This window comes from Blautia sp. JLR.GB0024 (assembly GCF_037000545.1).
In the GTDB taxonomy this organism is placed as follows: domain Bacteria; phylum Bacillota; class Clostridia; order Lachnospirales; family Lachnospiraceae; genus Blautia; species Blautia celeris.
Map to the genome: position 1 here is coordinate 49,560 of NZ_JBANBF010000010.1, position 18,180 is coordinate 67,739.

The following is an 18,180-nucleotide window of genomic DNA, read 5'->3' on the forward strand; positions in this document are numbered from 1 at the left end:
AATGAGAAAAAAACCAGAATTACTGATTCCCGCCAGCAGCCTGGAAGTTCTGAAGATCGCTGTGATCTACGGCGCAGATGCCGTATACATCGGCGGCGAGGTGTTCGGACTGAGGGCAAAAGCCCGGAATTTTTCCATGAAGGATATGGCGGAAGGTATTGCCTTTGCCCACAGATATGGGGTGAAAGTGTATGTGACAGCCAATATCCTGGCCCACAACAGGGATTTGGAGGGTGTGCGGGAATATTTTGAAGAGTTAAAAGAGATTAAGCCGGATGCACTGATCATATCAGACCCCGGTATTTTTATGATCGCAAAGGAAGTCTGCCCGGAGATTGAGCGGCATATCAGCACCCAGGCCAACAACACCAATTACGGCACTTACCGGTTCTGGCATGAACTGGGGGCTAAGCGTGTGGTGTGCGCAAGGGAGCTTTCCCTGGAGGAGATCAGGGAGATTCGTGCCAATATTCCCAGGGATATGGAGATTGAGACATTTATCCATGGGGCTATGTGCATTTCCTATTCGGGAAGATGCCTGCTGAGCAATTTCTTCACAGGAAGAGACGCCAACCAGGGGGCTTGTACCCATCCCTGCCGCTGGAAATACTCCATTGTGGAGGAGACAAGGCCGGGGGAATATATGCCCGTCTATGAGAACGAGAGAGGGACTTATATTTTCAATTCCAAGGATTTGTGCATGATCGAGCACATGGATGATATCCTGACAGCAGGGATTGACAGCCTGAAAATAGAAGGGCGCATGAAGACCGCCCTGTATGTGGCAACAGTGGCAAGAACCTACAGAAAAGCCATAGATGACTATTTTGACAGCCCTGAACTTTATCAGAAAAATATGCCCTGGTACAGGGAACAGATTATGGGATGCACCTACAGACAGTTCACCACCGGATTTTTCTATGGGAAACCGGATGAAACTGCACAGATATATGACAGCAATACTTATGCCAAGGACTACACTTATCTGGGATATCTGGAAGACAGGACGCCGGAAGGGCTGTACCGCATCACCCAGAGGAATAAATTCCTCGTGGGAGAGACGATAGAGGCCATGAAACCGGACGGAGAGAACCGCCCGGTGGTTGTGAAAGCCATATATGATGAGGAAGGGAATTCCTGTGAAAGTGCCCCGCATCCCCAGCAGGTGCTGTATGTGGATTTGGGGGAAGGACTTGAACTGTACGATATTTTAAGACGGAAGGAAGCAGTTCCGGAGCTTTAAGACAGCATTTTTTTCAATACGGGAGACATAAGAGCGGCTGATATTCAGCCGCTTTGCTATTTCCCTCTGTGTCAGTTCCTTTTCTCCGTAGAGGCCGTACCGCAGCTTGAGCACCTCCAGTTCCCGTTCACTGAGCACCTGGTCCAGAAGCCCGTAGAGCTTTCTGATATCCTCCTTCAGCGAATAGTGGTCCACCACGTCTACCGGTTCATTTTCAATCACATCCAGAAGATTTATCTCATTGCCCTCCTTGTCTGTTCCGATAGGCTCGTAGAGGGAAACTTCCTTGTTGGTCTTTTTCTTGGAACGCAGCAGCATAAGGAGTTCATTGTCAATACATCGCGCAGCATAGGTGGAGAGACGGTTGGATTTCTCTCCGTTGAATGTATGGATGGCCTTAATAAGCCCAATGGTTCCGATGGAAATCAAATCATCTAAATCTTCCTCAACCCCTTGATATTTTTTCACAATATGTGCAACAAGGCGCAGATTGCGCTCTATGAGAATATTTTTAGCTTCCTGGCTGCCCCTTTTGTATTCTTGAAGATAATACTTCTCTTCTTCGGAAGTCAAGGGCTTAAGAAATGTTTTCAAGCAGCTTTACCTCAAAGGGATTTAATTATAGTCTATGAGCAAATCCGCCAAATTGTGCTTTTCCCACTCATTTAGGGACGGGTAGGCTGCAAAAAAACTCAGTTCATGCTTCTGGGATAAGGTTTTTTCTCGTCTGTCAGACCTGCAAGATAGTCCATGCTGGTATCCAGGGCAAGAGCGATCCTTTTGCACTGTTCAAAGGTGTAGTAGCGTTTTCCGTTTTCGATTTTAGAGTAATCGCTCTGATCAATGCCGGTCAGGTGCTGCATTTTGATCTGGGTATATCCCCTTTTGATTCTTAAGTCTTTTAATCTGGACAATTCATATACCTCTTTTCTTTTTTGAAACAGCCTGTAACCGTTCATCTTTATGCATCCGGCCGTCTGGAAGCCGCTTCATAAGGCCGGATGCCTATTGGCATTGGGGTTCCGTACGGTCAGCGCTGGAAATGCAAAGATTTGTCTGAATGGTTACTACAGCTCTCCATTGTTAATCAATTATGGCGTTGTGACCTATTGACTCTAGGGTGAAATTGACCTATAATCTTATGAAAAAGAGTAGGAGCAGAGGGCTGTTTATATGGGCGGGAATTACAATAGTCAGCAGCAGGGAAGTGACTGTACGCAGGGCGGCATGAGCCTGCTGTCTGTGGAGTGGAGCTGTATGGGACAGGGGATGGCTAAGTACCGGACAGGGAGCGGGGAATATGCTTTATTTATCATAACCAAAGGGAGCGGAAGTATAACAGCAGGCGGGAAAGATTATGGCGTAAACGTGGGAAATGTGCTGGCGGTCACCCCGGAGACGGAAGTGAAAATCCAGGGAAACGCGCAGAATTTCTTCTATTATATCCGTCTGTGTTCCTGTGGTGCCCAGGTGGAGGAATGTGTCAGGGAGGCCGGTCTTGCCGGGGAGACGCCCCTTCGTTCTGCAGACTGTCTGGCGGAACTGACAAGGACAGTCAGAGATATGCTTGAGGCGGGAAGTGCGGACTATGTGGAGCGGCTGGAACAGAACTGCCGTGTGACGAAGATATGGATCGATCTGATCGAGGATTACAGGAAATCCCTGGGGCAGACAGGATATAAAGTGCCGGACAGCAGGGGCAGAGCCGGAGAAATACAGGAGATTGCCGCATATATGAAAGCGCATATGGAGCAGAGCCTGAAAATCGAGCAGATCGCCCGGGAACATGGAATGAACAGGAGCGGTCTGACCAGACAATTCCGGACAGTCATGGGATGCCCGCCCCAGCAGTATCTCCTGCAGGTGAGGATGGAGAGGGCAAAGGAACTTCTGCGTGATACGCAGGATACGATCGGTGAGATCGCTGCCCGGGTGGGATACAGGGATGCGCTGGCATTTTCGCATATCTTTAAGGAAAAATGTGGGATAGGGCCAAGGGAGTACAGGAAGGATCAGGCTCATGTAAACGGATAATATTTAAGAAGATTATGTGTGTTATAGGTAATCGAGAAAGAAATAGCCGGTATTTGGTTCTGAAATACCAATAATTCTTAAGAAGGGTACAGAAATTATAGGTAATCGAGGAAGAAATAGCCGTTTTTTGGTTTTGAAATACCAATAATTCTTAAGAAGAGTAAAGAAATTATAGGTAATCGAGGAAGAAATAGCCGTTTTTTGGTTTTGAAATACCAATAATTCTTAAGAAGGGTAGAGAAATTATAGGTAATCGAGGAAGAAATAGCCGTTTTCTGGTTTTGAAATACCAATAATTCTTAAGAAGAGTGCAGAAATTATAGGTAATTGAGAAGACATTGGCATAAATTTAGTCCTGGAATACCTATAATTTTTCAGAGTAATATATGATTTGCAGGTAAGCAGGGTGATTGGGTTTTATAATAAAAAAACCAGTCAGCCATTGCGTGGCAGAAAAAAATATGATACAGTAATAATAAGTCAGAAAGCGGATTCCCGCATTTCTTTCCAGGTGGTTCCACCGTTGTTTCCAAAACAAATGAAGCAAGTAAAAAGAGAATATGTACACCCGCGCCGGAGGGGTATTTCTGTCCTGCTGCGGGGGAAAGGAGTATCTGTATGTTCAGCAGTGTTATGTCAGCAGCTATCTGCGGTGTGAACTGCGTTCCTGTACGGGTAGAGGCGGATGTGAGCAGCGGTCTGCCTGTATTTAATATGGTCGGATACCTGTCATCCCAGGTGAGGGAGGCCCAGGAGCGGGTGAAAACGGCGATCAGAAACACGAAGATCAGCCTGCCGCCCAAAAGGATCACGGTTAATCTGGCGCCGGCAGATGTGCGGAAGGAGGGGAACCGGTTTGACCTGCCCATTGCAGCCGCACTTCTGGCAGCGTTCGGATACATAGAAGAGGAGAAATTAAGCGGTGTGATGCTGGCCGGTGAACTGGGGCTGGACGGCAGGATAAACAGCGTCAGAGGTATCCTGCCTCTGGCAGAGACCGCGGCGCAAAACGGGTGCTGGCTCTGTATCGTTCCTGTGGGCAACTGCAGGGAGGCATTGGCAACAGGAAAGATAAAGGTTCTGGGAGTGGAGTCCCTGCAGGAGTTTCTGGACGCGTCTGGCAGGGAAAAATGGGGTGTGGAAGACCAGAGGATATATGACCGGGAGAATCTTAAAGAACCTGTTTATAATGTGGATTTCAGGGAGATCCAGGGACAGGAGACTGTGAAACGGGCTGCCGTGATTGCGGCTGCCGGGTTCCATAACTTTCTCATGACAGGGCCTCAGGGTGCGGGGAAGACGATGATCGCCCGCAGGATTCCTACTATTATGCCGCGGCTTTCCAGAGAGGAGAGTCTGGAAGTATCCAGAATATACAGTGTCGCAGGGCTTTTGACAGAGGAACAGCCATTTATGTCAGCAAGGCCATTTCGGGCACCGCATCACACCATTTCTCCCCAGGCGCTGGCCGGAGGCGGCAGAATTCCAAGGCCCGGGGAAATCACACTTTCACACAGAGGCGTTCTTTTTCTGGACGAAATTCCTGAATTTTCCCACAATTCCATAGAAATACTGAGACAGCCCCTGGAGGAGCATAAGGTGATGATCGCCAGAACCGGGGGTTCTTATGAATTTCCGGCACACTGTATGCTGGTGGCAGCAATGAACCACTGTCCCTGCGGCAGATATCCGGATCTGAAGCGCTGTACCTGTACGGACAGGGATATCAGCAGGTATGCCGGGAAAATCAGCGGCCCCATACTGGACCGGATAGACATCTGCGCAGAAGCGGCCTGCATGACGTATCAGGAGATTTCCGGCGGGAAGGCGGGACAGAGTTCGGCAGAGCTTATGAAAAGGGTAGAAAAGGCATTTTTGGCACAGCAGGACAGGTATCAGGGGCTGAAGGTATGCTATAATTCGGAACTGTCCGGAAAACAGGTGGAAAAATACTGCAGTGTCAGTCGTGAAGGACAGCGCCTTTTGGAAAAAGCTTACGAAAAGATGAATTTAAGTGCCAGGGCCTATCATAAGATTTTAAAGACAGCACGTACGATCGCAGACCTGGATGGGGAAGAAGAGATCAAGGAAGCACAGATCAGTGAGGCTGTGTGCTACAGAGGACTGGAGAGAAAGAAGGTATGAAATACATGGAAAAAGAGAAGATTTTCTGCTGTTCCAAGACAGGAAAAGCCTATCCGGACAAGCTCAGATGTTTTGAGGACATGCCGGAATATTTGTATGTGAAGGGAAAACTTCCGGACAGCCGTAAAAAGAGTGTGGCTATTGTGGGGGCCAGAAGGTGCAGCAGTTACGGCAGCTCACAGGCGTATTACTTTGCAAAAGAGCTGTCCCGGTTCGGGATCCAGATCATAAGCGGAATGGCCAGAGGTGTGGACGGCTGGGCGCACAGGGGAGCGCTGGACGGCGGAGGAGAGACCTTTGCGGTTCTGGGCAACGGTGTGGATATCTGTTACCCCAGGCAGAATATGGATATATATAGAAGGATTCCGTTCCGGGGAGGCGTACTTTCAGAGTATGAGCCGCAGACACCGGCCCTTCCCTACCATTTCCCAAGGAGGAACCGGCTCATCAGTGCACTGGCGGATCTGGTACTGGTCATAGAGGCAGGGAAAAAGAGCGGTTCCCTGATTACTGTGAACTTTGCACTGGAGCAGGGAAAGACTGTTTATGCCCTTCCGGGGCGCTTGGGGGATACACTCAGTGAGGGATGCAACAACTTGATTTTTGAAGGCGCAGGCATTGCAAACTCCGTGGATATTATTCTGGATGAACTTCAGATTTCGGAAAAATTAAAAACAGATTTGGAGGCAAAATCAAACTTTAGGCTTGCAAGCCGGGAAGAAATGGTGTATAGTTGTCTGGATTTGAGGCCAAAATATCTGGAAGAGATTTTCCTTCAGGTAGAACTAAATCCTGGGGAAATTCAGGAAATATTATTGAAACTGGAATTGAAGGGGCTTGTAGCAGAGCCAGTCAAAAATTATTATGCCAGAACGGGAGGTTGAGATGGCGAAATATTTAGTGATTGTGGAATCACCGGCAAAAGTGAAGACAATCAAGAAATTTCTCGGTTCAAATTATGAGGTCATGGCGTCCAACGGACATGTAAGGGATCTTCCCAAAAGCCAGCTTGGAATCGACGTGGAGAATGATTACGAACCTAAATATATAACTATCAGGGGAAAGGGGGATATCCTGGCGGGGCTTCGCAAGGCCGCGAAAAAAGCGGACAAGGTATATCTTGCAACTGACCCCGACCGTGAAGGAGAAGCCATTTCCTGGCACCTGTCCAAAGCGCTGAAACTGGACGAGAAGAAGATGCGCAGAATTACATTCAATGAGATTACGAAAACTGCAGTGAAAGCTTCTATTAAAGAGGCGCGCGACATTGACATGAATCTGGTGGATGCGCAGCAGACCAGAAGAATGCTGGACCGCATGGTTGGTTACAGGATCAGTCCGGTACTCTGGGCTAAGGTGAAAAGAGGGCTCAGTGCGGGCCGTGTACAGTCAGTGGCCCTGCGCATCATCGGGGACCGTGAGGATGAGATCAATGCATTTATCCCTGAGGAATACTGGACACTGGATGCGGAATTTGCTGTCAAAGGCGAAAAGAAGCCGCTGATCGCCAAGTTCTATGGAAATAAAAACAAAAAAATGAGCATCGGCTCAAGGGAAGAACTGGATAAGATCCTTGCCGGGCTGGAGGGCGCCAGCTATGAAGTGGCTGAGGTGAAGAAGAGCGAGAGAACGAAAAAGCCGCCGCTTCCGTTTACTACCAGTACCTTACAGCAGGAAGCATCGAAAGTGCTGAATTTTTCCACACAGAAGACCATGCGTCTGGCGCAGCAGCTCTATGAGGGAATTGATATTAAAGGGAACGGCACAGTGGGTGTTATCACCTATCTGCGTACAGACTCCACCAGGATCTCTGAGGAGGCTGAATCTGCCGCTCATGAATACATCACTTCCCAGTATGGGCCGGAATACACTCTGACCCAGGAGAAAAAGGATGATAAGAAGAAAAAGATACAGGATGCCCATGAAGCCATCCGTCCAACAGATATTTCAAGGACACCTGCTTCTCTGAAGGAATCTCTGAGCAGAGACCAGTTCAGGCTGTATCAGCTCATCTGGAAACGCTTTACTGCCAGCAGGATGCAGAATGCAAAATATGAGACTACATCCGTGAAGATCAAGGGCGGAGAGTATTATTTTACCATGGCTGCCTCTAAGCTGAAATTCGACGGCTTTATGGCTGTCTATGTGCAGGAGGATGAGGAGAAGACAGAGAATTCTTTCCTTGCAAAAGGACTGGACGAGAGCACAGAGCTTTCCTTCCAGGGATTCCATGAGCAGCAGCATTTTACACAGCCGCCGGCACATTATACGGAGGCTACACTGGTAAAGGCGCTGGAGGAACTGGGAATCGGACGTCCAAGTACCTATGCCCCTACGATCACCACGATCATTGCAAGGCGGTATGTGGCGAAGGAGAATAAGAATCTGTATATGACGGAGCTGGGCGAAGTCGTTAATAATATTATGAAGAAGTCATTCCCCAGTATTGTGGATGTGTATTTTACGGCCACAATGGAGGAACTGCTGGACAGTGTGGGGGAAGGACTTGTGCAGTGGAAGACTGTGATACGGAATTTCTATCCGGATCTGGAGGATGCAGTGCAGACTGCGGAGAAAGAGCTGGAGGAAGTGAAGATTGAGGATGAGGTGACAGATGTTATCTGCGATCTGTGCGGGCGGAATATGGTGATCAAATATGGGCCGCACGGGAAGTTCCTGGCTTGTCCGGGATTTCCGGACTGCAGGAATACGAAGCCTTATCTTGAAAAAATCGGTGTTCCCTGTCCTGTCTGCGGGAAAGATGTGGTGCTGCGCAGGAGTAAGAAGGGGCGCCGGTATTATGGATGTGAGAATAATCCGGAATGCGAGTTTATGTCATGGCAGAAGCCTTCTAAGGAGAAATGCCCGAATTGCGGTGGGTATATGCTGGAGAAGGGGAATAAGATTGTTTGTGCGGATGAGCATTGTGGGTTTGTGATGATACGGAAGAAGGATGAGGTGGAGCAGGAGGCCTGATTTGTGTAAGTGAGAGGGTGGCAGGAGCGGAGGTTGTCTAAGGCGGACGATACCTGCCGCACAAAGTCCCTGGAGGCCAGTCGGCAGATGGGGATGGACTAATGGAAAAAAGCGGGAAGAATGGGTGAACCGGATAGAACCGCAGACAAAACTGATGTTTTGTCTGCTCAGCTATCCTTAGAATTTGCTTTTGTGAAGCAAATTCTATCACCCATTCTTCCCGCTTTTTCCCATAAGTCCATCCAGCCATCTGCCTCCAATGGCCCCCAGGGACTTTGTGCGGCAGGTATCTGGCAGTGAGAAAAACAGTGCGTGCGGAAAGTGCTGGATGGGTGTTTACACAGGTATTTGGTAGAGAGAAAAGAGATGTGGGAGGTGCTGGATAGATGGTCCACAGGTATCTGGTAGTGAGAAAAACAGTGCATGCGGAAAGTGCTGGATAGGTGTTAATACAGGTATCTGGAAGTGGGAAAGGCAGTGTATGTGGAAGGTGCTGGATGGGGGGCACACAGGTATTTGGCAGTGAGAAAAGGGATGTGTGGGGAAAGAGGAGTTGGGGGTAAGGTTGGGGGAAAAGGGGGTGGTATCTGACATTGGGGGATGGGGGGAGAGAAGAGTTGGAGAATGGGGGAAAGTATCTGACAGACGGGGAAAGTAAGGGAAGTCTGGGAAATTTCAATTGTTTTGAAAGTTAAGTTTGTGGGAAAGAGATAAATAGACAGAAAATAAAAAAATCATGCATTGATTTCAGAATAATTGTGTGTTAAAATAAAAAAGGATATAGAGAATAGAAATTAGCGGTTATATTCTGTAGGAATAGAGTGAAAGGAGGTCGCTATGAGCGTACAGTTATTGGATAAAACCAGAAAGATTAACAAACTGCTTCATAACAACAATTCTTCTAAGGTGCTGTTCAACGACATTTGTGAGGTGATGGTGGAGACTTTGGATTCTAATATCCTGGTTATCAGCCGGAAAGGAAAGGTGCTTGGTGTAGGTACCTGTCCGGGCGTGGAGGAGATTACGGAATTGATTGACAGTGAAGTGGGAGGATATATTGATAAACTGCTCAATGAACGTCTGCTGGGCGTGCTGTCAACAAAGGAGAACGTGAATCTCCAGACACTGGGATTTGAAGGCGAGAACATCAGTAAGTATATGGCGATCATCAGCCCCATTGATATTGCCGGCGAGAGACTGGGTACCCTTTTTATGTACAGGGATCAGAAAGGGTATGATATTGAGGATATTATTGTAAGTGAATATGGAACAACAGTGGTTGGGCTGGAAATGATGCGTTCTGTACATGAGGAGAATGCAGAGGAGAACCGGAAGATCCAGGTTGTGAAATCTGCGTTCAATACGCTTTCTTTCTCAGAATTGGAAGCGATCATCCATATTTTTGATGAGCTGGACGGGGACGAAGGAATTCTGGTTGCCAGCAAGATCGCAGACAGAGTGGGAATCACACGTTCCGTGATCGTCAATGCGCTGAGAAAATTCGAGAGTGCCGGCGTTATTGAGTCCAGGTCCTCAGGCATGAAAGGAACCTATATCAAAGTGCTCAATGAAGTGATCTTTGATGAATTGGAAGAGATCAAGAAACGCAAACTGGTGAAAAAACAGTAAATGCATGGAAAGAAAACCGGAGGTTATTCATATAGTAGGAAATAACCTCCGGTTTTCTTTGGGTTTTTATATTTTTACGGAAAATACTGTATGCGGTCAGCAGATTTGGGCTAAACTTTTGCTATGGGATGGCCCGGAACCCGGTTTTCATGCGGAAATATAAAGATTCTAAAATAAATATAAAATTCAATGAAAATTAAAAAGATGAGATAAAACGAGAATACAAGAGAAAAAATGAGAAATAATTAGTATTAACTCAATTAATTGGAGATGAAAGAAGTTGCAGAAATGCGGCAGATTCACTAATATATGACTAACGGTTAGCACTCGAATCAAATGAGTGCTAATAACAAGCAGAGAATTCTAAAAGGAGGCAATAGATATGAAATTAGTACCATTAGGAGACAGAGTTGTATTAAAACAGTTGGTTGCAGAAGAGACCACAAAATCCGGAATCGTGTTACCGGGCCAGGCACAGGAAAAGCCACAGCAGGCAGAAGTTGTAGCAGTAGGACCGGGCGGAGTGATTGACGGCAAAGAGATCAAAATGGAAGTTGCCGAAGGTGACCAGGTGATCTACTCCAAATATGCTGGTACAGAAGTGAAGCTTGACGGCGAAGAGTACATCATCGTTAAGCAGAGCGATATCCTTGCAGTAGTAAAATAACAGGAAGCTGTCGGCGAAGAGACAGCAGCAGAAGCTGATTTTACGGAAACTCTATTAACATGAATAAAACCAGAAAACAGAAATAGACATTATTTTAATTTCAGGAGGAATCGAATCATGGCAAAAGAAATCAAATACGGCGCAGAAGCAAGAGCTGCCCTTGAAAGTGGTGTAAACCAGTTAGCTGATACCGTTCGTGTAACTTTAGGACCGAAAGGAAGAAACGTTGTTCTTGACAAATCTTTCGGCGCTCCGCTTATCACAAACGACGGTGTTACAATCGCAAAAGAGATCGAGCTGGCAGACGGATTTGAAAACCAGGGTGCTCAGCTGATCAAAGAAGTTGCATCCAAGACAAACGATGTAGCAGGTGATGGTACCACCACAGCAACTGTTCTGGCACAGGCAATGGTAAACGAAGGTATGAAGAACCTGGCAGCAGGCGCTAACCCGATCATCCTGAGAAAAGGTATGAAGAAAGCAACAGATGTTGCAGTTGACGCTATTCAGAAGATGAGCGGCAAGATCGAAAGAAAAGACCAGATCGCAAGAGTAGCAGCTATCTCCGCCGGCGATGATGAAGTGGGCGAAATGGTAGCAGATGCTATGGAAAAAGTAAGCAATGACGGTGTTATCACAATTGAAGAATCCAAGACCATGAAGACAGAGCTGGATCTGGTAGAAGGTATGCAGTTTGACAGAGGTTATATCTCCGCATACATGGCTACAGATATGGATAAGATGGAAGCTGTTCTGGATGATCCTTATATTCTGATCACTGACAAGAAGATCTCCAACATCCAGGATTTACTTCCTATTTTAGAGCAGATCGTAAAATCAGGCGCAAAACTGCTGATCATCGCTGAAGACATTGAAGGCGAAGCTCTGACAACCCTGATCGTAAATAAATTAAGAGGAACCTTCTCCGTGGCAGCAGTCAAAGCTCCGGGATATGGTGACAGAAGAAAAGAGATGCTGCAGGATATCGCGATCCTGACAAACGGTACTGTGATCTCCGACGAACTGGGTCTGGAATTAAAAGACGTTACCATGGATCAGTTAGGACGTGCAAAATCTGTTAAAGTACAGAAAGAAAGCACAGTTATCGTTGACGGCGAAGGCAACAAAGAAGATATCAATGCAAGAATCGCTCAGATCAAACATCAGATCACTGAGACAACATCTGAATTTGATAAAGAGAAATTACAGGAAAGACTTGCAAAACTGGCCGGCGGCGTTGCTGTTATCCGTGTAGGTGCTGCTACCGAGACAGAGATGAAAGAAGCAAAACTGCGTATGGAAGATGCCCTGAATGCTACAAGAGCAGCAGTTGAGGAAGGTATCATCGCAGGCGGCGGATCTGCTTACATCCACGCATCCAAAGAAGTTGAGAAACTGATCGCAGGACTGGACGGAGACGAGAAGACAGGTGCTAAGGTTGTTCTGAAAGCTCTGGAATCCCCGCTGTACCACATTGCAGCAAATGCCGGTCTGGAAGGTTCTGTTATCATCAACAAAGTAAAAGAATCCGAGACAGGTGTAGGATTTGACGCATTAAACGAGAAATATGTGGATATGGTCAAAGAAGGTATCCTGGATCCTACAAAAGTTACAAGAAGCGCACTGCAGAACGCAACAAGCGTTGCAGGTACTCTGCTGACAACAGAAGCTGTTGTTTCCAACATCAAAGAAGAAACACCGGCTATGCCGGCAGGCGGTGCTCCTGGAATGGGAATGATGTAATATATAATAGAAATTTCACATTTCTTATGCCGGTGTCATATGGACACCGGCATTTCTTTGTGATAGACTTATAAGCAAAAGCTGATACTAAAGGAGGAAAACATGAACGACGCGTACTCAGAGCTGCTCGTGAAAAAGGAGCAGACGATGAAGGAGAAGGCAATCAAGGTACTGGTTATCGCATTGATCGTACTGGCTGCAGTTGCCGGTATTTTATTTACACCGATTGCCTTGGTTGTAGCTGTGGTTCTGGGAGTGGCTGCCTATTTTCTGCTGCCGAACCTGGATCTGGAATTTGAATATCTCTATGTGAATGGAGAACTGGACATTGACAGGATCGCTTCCAAGGCAAAGAGAAAGAGAATAAAGAGCCTGGACCTTTCAAAGATGGAAATTATGGCACCCCTCAAGTCACATCGTCTGGACTACCAGAATCATAATAAAAATATGAAGGTTTTTGATTTTTCATCCGGAAATCCATCTCATAATATTTATGCCATGATCATCCCGGACGACAAAGAGGTTTGTAAAGTGCTGATCGAGCCGGACATGGAATTGATCAAAAATATTGAAAAAAGCTGTCCGAGAAAAGTTTTTACGGATTGACAGGTTTGTCGTAATTTGTTATATTATTTTACTATAAACAAACGAAGGGAGAACGAAAATGGGTAAGATTATTGGTGAAGGCATTACTTTTGACGATGTGCTGCTGGTTCCGGCATATTCCGAAGTAATCCCCAATCAGGTTGATTTGTCGACGAATCTGACAAAAAAAGTGAAGTTAAATATTCCGATGATGAGTGCAGGAATGGATACAGTTACCGAATATCGTATGGCGATCGCCATGGCGAGACAGGGAGGTATCGGTATCATTCATAAAAATATGTCTATAGAAGCACAGGCAGATGAGGTGGACAAGGTAAAACGTTCCGAGAACGGTGTTATCACAGATCCTTTCTATCTCTCACCTGAACATACTCTGGAGGATGCCAACAATCTGATGGCAAAATTCCGTATTTCTGGTGTTCCCATTACTGAGGGCAGGAAGCTGGTAGGTATCATCACCAACCGTGATCTGAAATTTGAAGAGGATTTCAGTAAGAAGATCAAAGAGAGCATGACATCAGAGAATCTGGTCACAGCCAGAGAAGGAGTGACTTTAGAGGAAGCAAAAAAAATCCTGGCAAAATCAAGAAAAGAAAAACTTCCGATTGTCGATGAAAACTTCAACTTAAAAGGTCTTATTACCATTAAAGATATTGAGAAACAGATAAAATATCCGTTATCCGCAAAGGACGAGCAGGGAAGACTGCTGTGCGGTGCCGCAGTGGGTATCACAGCCAATGTCATGGCACGTGTTGACGCGTTAGTGGAGGCACAGGTCGATGTTGTTGTTGTGGACTCAGCCCACGGACATTCCGCCAACATTCTCAAAGCAGTCAGAGAAATCAAAACAAAACATCCGAATCTGCAGGTAGTTGCAGGTAATGTGGCAACCGGAGCAGCTACAAAAGCCCTGATCGAGGCTGGTGTGGATGCTGTCAAGGTTGGTATCGGACCCGGTTCCATCTGTACCACACGTGTGGTTGCAGGTATCGGTGTACCGCAGATCACTGCAATTATGGAATGCTATGCTGCCGCAAAAGAGGCAGGCATCCCGATCATCGCAGACGGCGGTATCAAGTATTCAGGAGATATGACAAAAGCCATTGCGGCAGGAGCCAATGTCTGCATGATGGGCAGTATCTTCGCAGGATGTGACGAAAGCCCCGGAGATTTTGAATTATACCAGGGAAGAAAATACAAAGTTTACCGCGGCATGGGTTCCATTGCGGCAATGGAGAACGGCAGCAAGGACCGTTACTTCCAGCAGGATGCCAAGAAACTGGTTCCGGAAGGCGTGGAAGGACGAGTTGCTTACAAAGGCCATGTGGAGGATACCGTATTCCAGTTAGTGGGTGGTCTCCGCTCCGGAATGGGTTACTGCGGTGCAAAAGATATCGAGACTCTGAAGCAGACCGGTCAGTTTGTAAAAATCACAGCTGCGTCTCTGAAAGAATCTCATCCGCACGACATTCACATTACAAAAGAAGCACCGAATTACAGTGTAGACGAATAATAGGAAGCACAGGCATTGTGTATCTCCTATCGATACAAGAACAGAGGCTGTTGCTAAAGTGGCAACAGCCTTTTGTCTTATAAAGGGGAAGCCTGTGATACAGGAAATGTACATAAATGGGGAGAAACGCTTATGGGACAAAGGAGAGGAAATACCAGAAGGGATTACAGAAGGATAAACAGAAGGAAACAGAGAAACAGAAGGCTCATGCTTTTCGGCCTGGTCCTGCTGGGAATCATTTTCGCAATAGGGGTTATAAAAATAATGACAGGAAAGATACAGGAGGCCAAACTGGAAAAACTGCAGGCCCAGGTCACCCAGGAGAACGGCAGTTTTATCGGCGCGCCGCCTTTTGACGTGAACCTGCTGGATGTAAACGAGTATTCCAGGCCGGGTATCCCTCTGAAGAAAATAAAAGGCGTTGTGGTGCATTATACCGCCAATCCGGGAAGCACGGCAGCGGAAAACAGAAACTATTTTGAGGGCCTGAAGGACAGCCACGAGACAAAAGTGAGCAGCCATTTCGTCATAGGAATCGAGGGCGAGATCGTCCAGTGTATTCCCAGTTCAGAGATCGCCTATGCCTCCAATTCCCGCAATGACGACACCTTGTCCATCGAGTGCTGCCACAAGGATGAGACCGGCGAATTTACCCAGGCAACCTATGACTCCCTTGTGAAGCTGGTTGGATGGCTCTGCTACCGTTTTGATTTAAAGAGCAGTGATGTGATCCGCCACTACGATGTGACAGAGAAAATCTGCCCCAAATACTTTGTGGACCACCCCGATGCCTGGGAGCAGTTTAAAAAGGATGTGGACGGGCAGATCCAGGTGGTGGCTGAGGAAGTGAAGGCGGCGGAAGGGTAACATCGTTTGGTCTTAAGGAGCCACCAGGGTGTGAACGCACTAACGGTATGGCTGTAAAAAGAAAAGGGGGGATTCGATGCGTATATACAGAAAGATAAAGACATATTTTGAAGAGCATATCGTTTCTTCTTTTGTTCTTGTGTTCACGCTGGCGGTTCTGGTGATGGCACTGGTTTTTCAGGGATATCTGAAAAATGAGTACCTGAACTATCTTGTGGAACAAAGCTTTGAAACAGAGAATGCAGTATTGGTATCTGTTCAGAAAAATGTGAATTATTCTATTAAAGAGCATATAAATTTTGGCAGTGAGATGGTGGTATCTGCGGATATATATAATAAAGTCCAATCTTTTTATGACAGCAATGGATATAGTGCATTATATAATACCCTGTCAGACTATGATTATATTAAGAATACAGTTGCCGTAGCCATTGTGGGTGAGGATGGCCTGATGTGCCAGTATGACCGTTATAAGCGTTCCGACGGGGCTATGTGGGATGATGACAACGATAAGTATCTGCGTGAAATGTTTCAGGAGGTCATGAACAATACGAATAACTACTATATTCCCCTGTACATGGCATCCACAGAGCCAAGTGTGCATCCGCAGGATTCTGACCTGCGCCTTTTTCACGTGGCATATCCTTTGATCGGCAACAGGACCGGGCTTAAAAAAGTGAAAAATGTTCTGATCGTCAGCTATAATATGGATGTCTTTAAAGAATTTTTAAACACAGTGGAGATACCAAAAGTTAAATATGCGCAGGGCTACATCGCAGATGAGAACGGACAGATTCTCTACCATAATATGGATAAATATATCGGTACCGCAGAGGACAGCCTGGTGCGTGATGATGAGATACAGGTGATCAGCCGTGAGCTGGGCTATTTTGGCTGGACTATGAATATTTTGATGGATGAGCATAAAATGCAGGAGCATGTGGACCAGATTTACAACAGGGGTGTCATCATCTATATTCTGATTCTGGCGGCCTACATATTTCTGACTGTTTTTTTCATGCGTTATCTTCTCAAGCCTGTGACAAAGATTTCAGAGTCTATTAAGACAGTGAAAAAAGGAAATTTCCACAGTAAGATTTCCATAGAAGGAAAACATGAAATCTGGCAGCTTGCGGATGAGTACAATAGAATGATCGAAGCACTGGAAGAGAAAAATCTTGCCATGAAACGACAGCATGAGGAGACACTGGCGTCCATTGAGCGCCAGCATCAGGCAGAGCGGGAGGCCCTGGAATCCCAGATCAATGCACATTTCATATGTAATACACTGGGTACGATCAACTATGAAGCTATAGAGGCGGGAAATCGTCAGGTATCTGTGCTGATCAAAAAGCTTTCCAACATACTACGCTATACCTTTGACCAGAAATGCCAGGATGTATATCTGTATCAGGAGATAGCCTGGATTGACCAGTATCTTTATCTGCAGAAGACAAGATTTGAGAATGTATTTGATTATTCTATTGATTTTGAAGAGGAATACGGTTATTGGCCATGCTGTAAGCTGATGTTCCAGCCATTTGTAGAAAATTCCATCCTTCATGGGTTTGAGGGAAGACATGAGGGGGGAATGGTGAAGATCACTGTTTCAGAGGAAAAAGGCCGCTTAAGAATAGAGATAAAAGATAATGGAAGCGGAATAGATTCTGAAACTGAAAAGGTAATAAAAAATATCCTGGAGTCAAAAGGAATGGCACCTGTGCTGCAGCGTCAGAAGGTAGGGATAGGAATATTAAATGTTGTTACAAGAATGCGTATGTATTATGGAGAAAATCTGGATATCCAAATGCAGACAAATCTGGATTCAGGAACCTCCTTTATATTCTGGATTCCAATCCCGGAATCAGAGTTGAAAAAACAGAGTGAGATATGCCAGGAGGAGGAATTAGTGTGAGAATACTTATAGCAGAAGATGAGAAGAGGGCCAGCAGAGGACTCAGAAATCTGATCATGATGGCTTCGGATAAGCATGAGGTCGTGGGTGAGGCGGCGGACGGAAAAGAGGCATTTGAACTCATGAAGCTATTAGAGCCTGATGTGGTCTTTACTGATATTAAAATGCCCTATATGGATGGAATCTCTCTGATTAGAGCAGCAAGAGCTCAGGATATGAAGACTAAGTTTGTGATCATCAGCGCGTATGAGGAATTTGAACTGGCCAGGCAGGCCATCTCTCTTGGGGTCACGGATTATCTGGTGAAGCCTCTGGTCCCTGAGGACATTGAGGATATTATACACAGACTGGAGGAGCACAACAGTGTGGTCTGGGATAAAGAGAACAGGGATTTAAAAAGCAGATATCCCAATGCGCATCCGCTTATTTTAAAGGCAATGCATATTATAGAATGCTCTTATGCATCTAAAATTTCACAGAAAGATCTGGCTGCAGACCTGGGTGTCAGTGCGGAATATTTCAGTTATCTGTTCAGCAGAGATGTGGGAGAGAATTTTTCCAGGTTCCTTCGGAGATACCGGATTGAGAAAGCCCAGGAACTTTTGCTGGAAGGGGAAATTTCTAAGGACGAGGTACTGTATAGTGTGGGATTTTCAGATCCCAAGTATTTTAACAAATGCTTCAAAGAAGAGACTGGAGTCAATGTGACGGAGTTTATAAAGGCGAGACGTTAGTGTCTCGCTTTTTTGTGTGTAAAATGCTGTCAATATATGCTGCAAATGTACAATATATACAATGAAAAATAAAAAATATTAATTTTTTACTCCAATATTAAAAAAATA

General features: G+C 46.0%; 15 protein-coding genes. 13 read left to right on the forward strand and 2 right to left on the reverse strand.

The genetic code is table 11. From position 1 onward, the window contains the following. Window position 1 precedes the first annotated feature (1 nt). The gene (locus tag V8Q34_RS19605; protein ID WP_033142377.1) at window positions 2-1,243 is read left to right on the forward strand and encodes a peptidase U32 family protein; all 1,242 of its coding nucleotides are present in this window, start codon (window positions 2-4) and stop codon (window positions 1,241-1,243) included. On the opposite strand, the gene sigK is transcribed toward V8Q34_RS19605, so the two are convergent. Together sigK and V8Q34_RS19615 are read right to left on the reverse strand one after the other, a co-directional pair. Then, window positions 1,211-1,837 carry an RNA polymerase sporulation sigma factor SigK gene (gene sigK, locus V8Q34_RS19610; RefSeq protein WP_033142378.1) on the reverse strand — a complete coding sequence of 209 codons (627 nt, stop codon included), beginning with the start codon at window positions 1,835-1,837 and terminating at the stop codon, window positions 1,211-1,213. The two genes, V8Q34_RS19605 and sigK, sit on opposite strands and share 33 nt — an antisense overlap. A 98-nt stretch (window positions 1,838-1,935) precedes the next feature. Further along, window positions 1,936-2,202, reverse strand: coding sequence for a helix-turn-helix domain-containing protein (locus V8Q34_RS19615; protein WP_081960452.1), 267 nt, complete (start codon window positions 2,200-2,202; stop codon window positions 1,936-1,938). 214 nt (window positions 2,203-2,416) lie between these two features. Between V8Q34_RS19615 and V8Q34_RS19620 the strand changes: the two genes are divergently transcribed. The 12 genes from V8Q34_RS19620 to V8Q34_RS19675 all read left to right on the forward strand — a co-directional run bounded on the left by V8Q34_RS19620 (window position 2,417) and on the right by V8Q34_RS19675 (window position 18,072). Further along, window positions 2,417-3,277: an AraC family transcriptional regulator gene (locus V8Q34_RS19620; RefSeq protein WP_335836162.1), complete on the forward strand. Its 861-nt coding sequence runs from the start codon at window positions 2,417-2,419 to the stop codon at window positions 3,275-3,277. Window positions 3,278-3,895: 618 nt separating this feature from the next. Next, window positions 3,896-5,422, forward strand: coding sequence for a YifB family Mg chelatase-like AAA ATPase (locus V8Q34_RS19625; protein ID WP_118593774.1), 1,527 nt, complete (start codon window positions 3,896-3,898; stop codon window positions 5,420-5,422). Continuing rightward, complete coding sequence (gene dprA / locus V8Q34_RS19630; protein ID WP_103733226.1) at window positions 5,419-6,306, forward strand: DNA-processing protein DprA; 888 nt, start codon at window positions 5,419-5,421, stop codon at window positions 6,304-6,306. The genes V8Q34_RS19625 and dprA overlap by 4 nt, the downstream gene beginning before the upstream one ends. Before the next feature lies 1 nt (window position 6,307). Further along, the gene (topA, locus tag V8Q34_RS19635) at window positions 6,308-8,398 is read left to right on the forward strand and encodes a type I DNA topoisomerase (RefSeq protein ID WP_118593773.1); all 2,091 of its coding nucleotides are present in this window, start codon (window positions 6,308-6,310) and stop codon (window positions 8,396-8,398) included. An 837-nt stretch (window positions 8,399-9,235) separates the two neighbouring features. After that, window positions 9,236-10,027, forward strand: coding sequence for a GTP-sensing pleiotropic transcriptional regulator CodY (gene codY, locus V8Q34_RS19640; RefSeq protein ID WP_018596076.1), 792 nt, complete (start codon window positions 9,236-9,238; stop codon window positions 10,025-10,027). A gap of 382 nt (window positions 10,028-10,409) precedes the next feature. Then, window positions 10,410-10,694: a co-chaperone GroES gene (gene groES / locus V8Q34_RS19645; protein ID WP_033143764.1), complete on the forward strand. Its 285-nt coding sequence runs from the start codon at window positions 10,410-10,412 to the stop codon at window positions 10,692-10,694. Window positions 10,695-10,811: 117 nt separating this feature from the next. Further along, a complete protein-coding gene (gene groL, locus V8Q34_RS19650; protein ID WP_033143763.1) occupies window positions 10,812-12,437 on the forward strand; it encodes a chaperonin GroEL in 1,626 nt (541 codons plus the stop codon). 102 nt (window positions 12,438-12,539) lie between these two features. Continuing rightward, entirely contained in the window at window positions 12,540-13,043 is a 504-nt protein-coding gene (locus V8Q34_RS19655; RefSeq protein ID WP_033143762.1) for a DUF6106 family protein, read from the forward strand. A 58-nt stretch (window positions 13,044-13,101) separates the two neighbouring features. Continuing rightward, the gene (gene guaB / locus V8Q34_RS19660) at window positions 13,102-14,556 is read left to right on the forward strand and encodes an IMP dehydrogenase (protein WP_033143761.1); all 1,455 of its coding nucleotides are present in this window, start codon (window positions 13,102-13,104) and stop codon (window positions 14,554-14,556) included. A 132-nt stretch (window positions 14,557-14,688) separates the two neighbouring features. Further along, the gene (locus V8Q34_RS19665; RefSeq protein ID WP_033143760.1) at window positions 14,689-15,423 is read left to right on the forward strand and encodes a peptidoglycan recognition protein family protein; all 735 of its coding nucleotides are present in this window, start codon (window positions 14,689-14,691) and stop codon (window positions 15,421-15,423) included. A 76-nt stretch (window positions 15,424-15,499) separates the two neighbouring features. Further along, a complete protein-coding gene (locus V8Q34_RS19670; protein ID WP_103732562.1) occupies window positions 15,500-17,338 on the forward strand; it encodes a sensor histidine kinase in 1,839 nt (612 codons plus the stop codon). Continuing rightward, window positions 17,335-18,072 (forward strand): response regulator transcription factor, encoded by a 738-nt coding sequence (locus tag V8Q34_RS19675; RefSeq protein WP_033141039.1) that lies wholly within the window; start codon window positions 17,335-17,337, stop codon window positions 18,070-18,072. The genes V8Q34_RS19670 and V8Q34_RS19675 overlap by 4 nt, the downstream gene beginning before the upstream one ends. Window positions 18,073-18,180: the final 108 nt, after the last annotated feature.

Bases quoted from the DNA above. Each gene is read 5' to 3' on its own strand.
- guaB (WP_033143761.1), top strand. From the start codon at position 13,102: ATGGGTAAGATTATTGGTGAAGGCATTACTTTTGACGATGTGCTGCTG.
- V8Q34_RS19620 (WP_335836162.1), top strand. From the start codon at position 2,417: ATGGGCGGGAATTACAATAGTCAGCAGCAGGGAAGTGACTGTACGCAG.
- groL (WP_033143763.1), top strand. From the start codon at position 10,812: ATGGCAAAAGAAATCAAATACGGCGCAGAAGCAAGAGCTGCCCTTGAA.
- topA (WP_118593773.1), top strand. From the start codon at position 6,308: ATGGCGAAATATTTAGTGATTGTGGAATCACCGGCAAAAGTGAAGACA.
- codY (WP_018596076.1), top strand. From the start codon at position 9,236: ATGAGCGTACAGTTATTGGATAAAACCAGAAAGATTAACAAACTGCTT.
- V8Q34_RS19655 (WP_033143762.1), top strand. From the start codon at position 12,540: ATGAACGACGCGTACTCAGAGCTGCTCGTGAAAAAGGAGCAGACGATG.
- V8Q34_RS19665 (WP_033143760.1), top strand. From the start codon at position 14,689: ATGGGACAAAGGAGAGGAAATACCAGAAGGGATTACAGAAGGATAAAC.
- V8Q34_RS19615 (WP_081960452.1), bottom strand. From the start codon at position 2,202: ATGAACGGTTACAGGCTGTTTCAAAAAAGAAAAGAGGTATATGAATTG.
- dprA (WP_103733226.1), top strand. From the start codon at position 5,419: ATGAAATACATGGAAAAAGAGAAGATTTTCTGCTGTTCCAAGACAGGA.
- groES (WP_033143764.1), top strand. From the start codon at position 10,410: ATGAAATTAGTACCATTAGGAGACAGAGTTGTATTAAAACAGTTGGTT.
- V8Q34_RS19625 (WP_118593774.1), top strand. From the start codon at position 3,896: ATGTTCAGCAGTGTTATGTCAGCAGCTATCTGCGGTGTGAACTGCGTT.
- V8Q34_RS19605 (WP_033142377.1), top strand. From the start codon at position 2: ATGAGAAAAAAACCAGAATTACTGATTCCCGCCAGCAGCCTGGAAGTT.
- V8Q34_RS19670 (WP_103732562.1), top strand. From the start codon at position 15,500: ATGCGTATATACAGAAAGATAAAGACATATTTTGAAGAGCATATCGTT.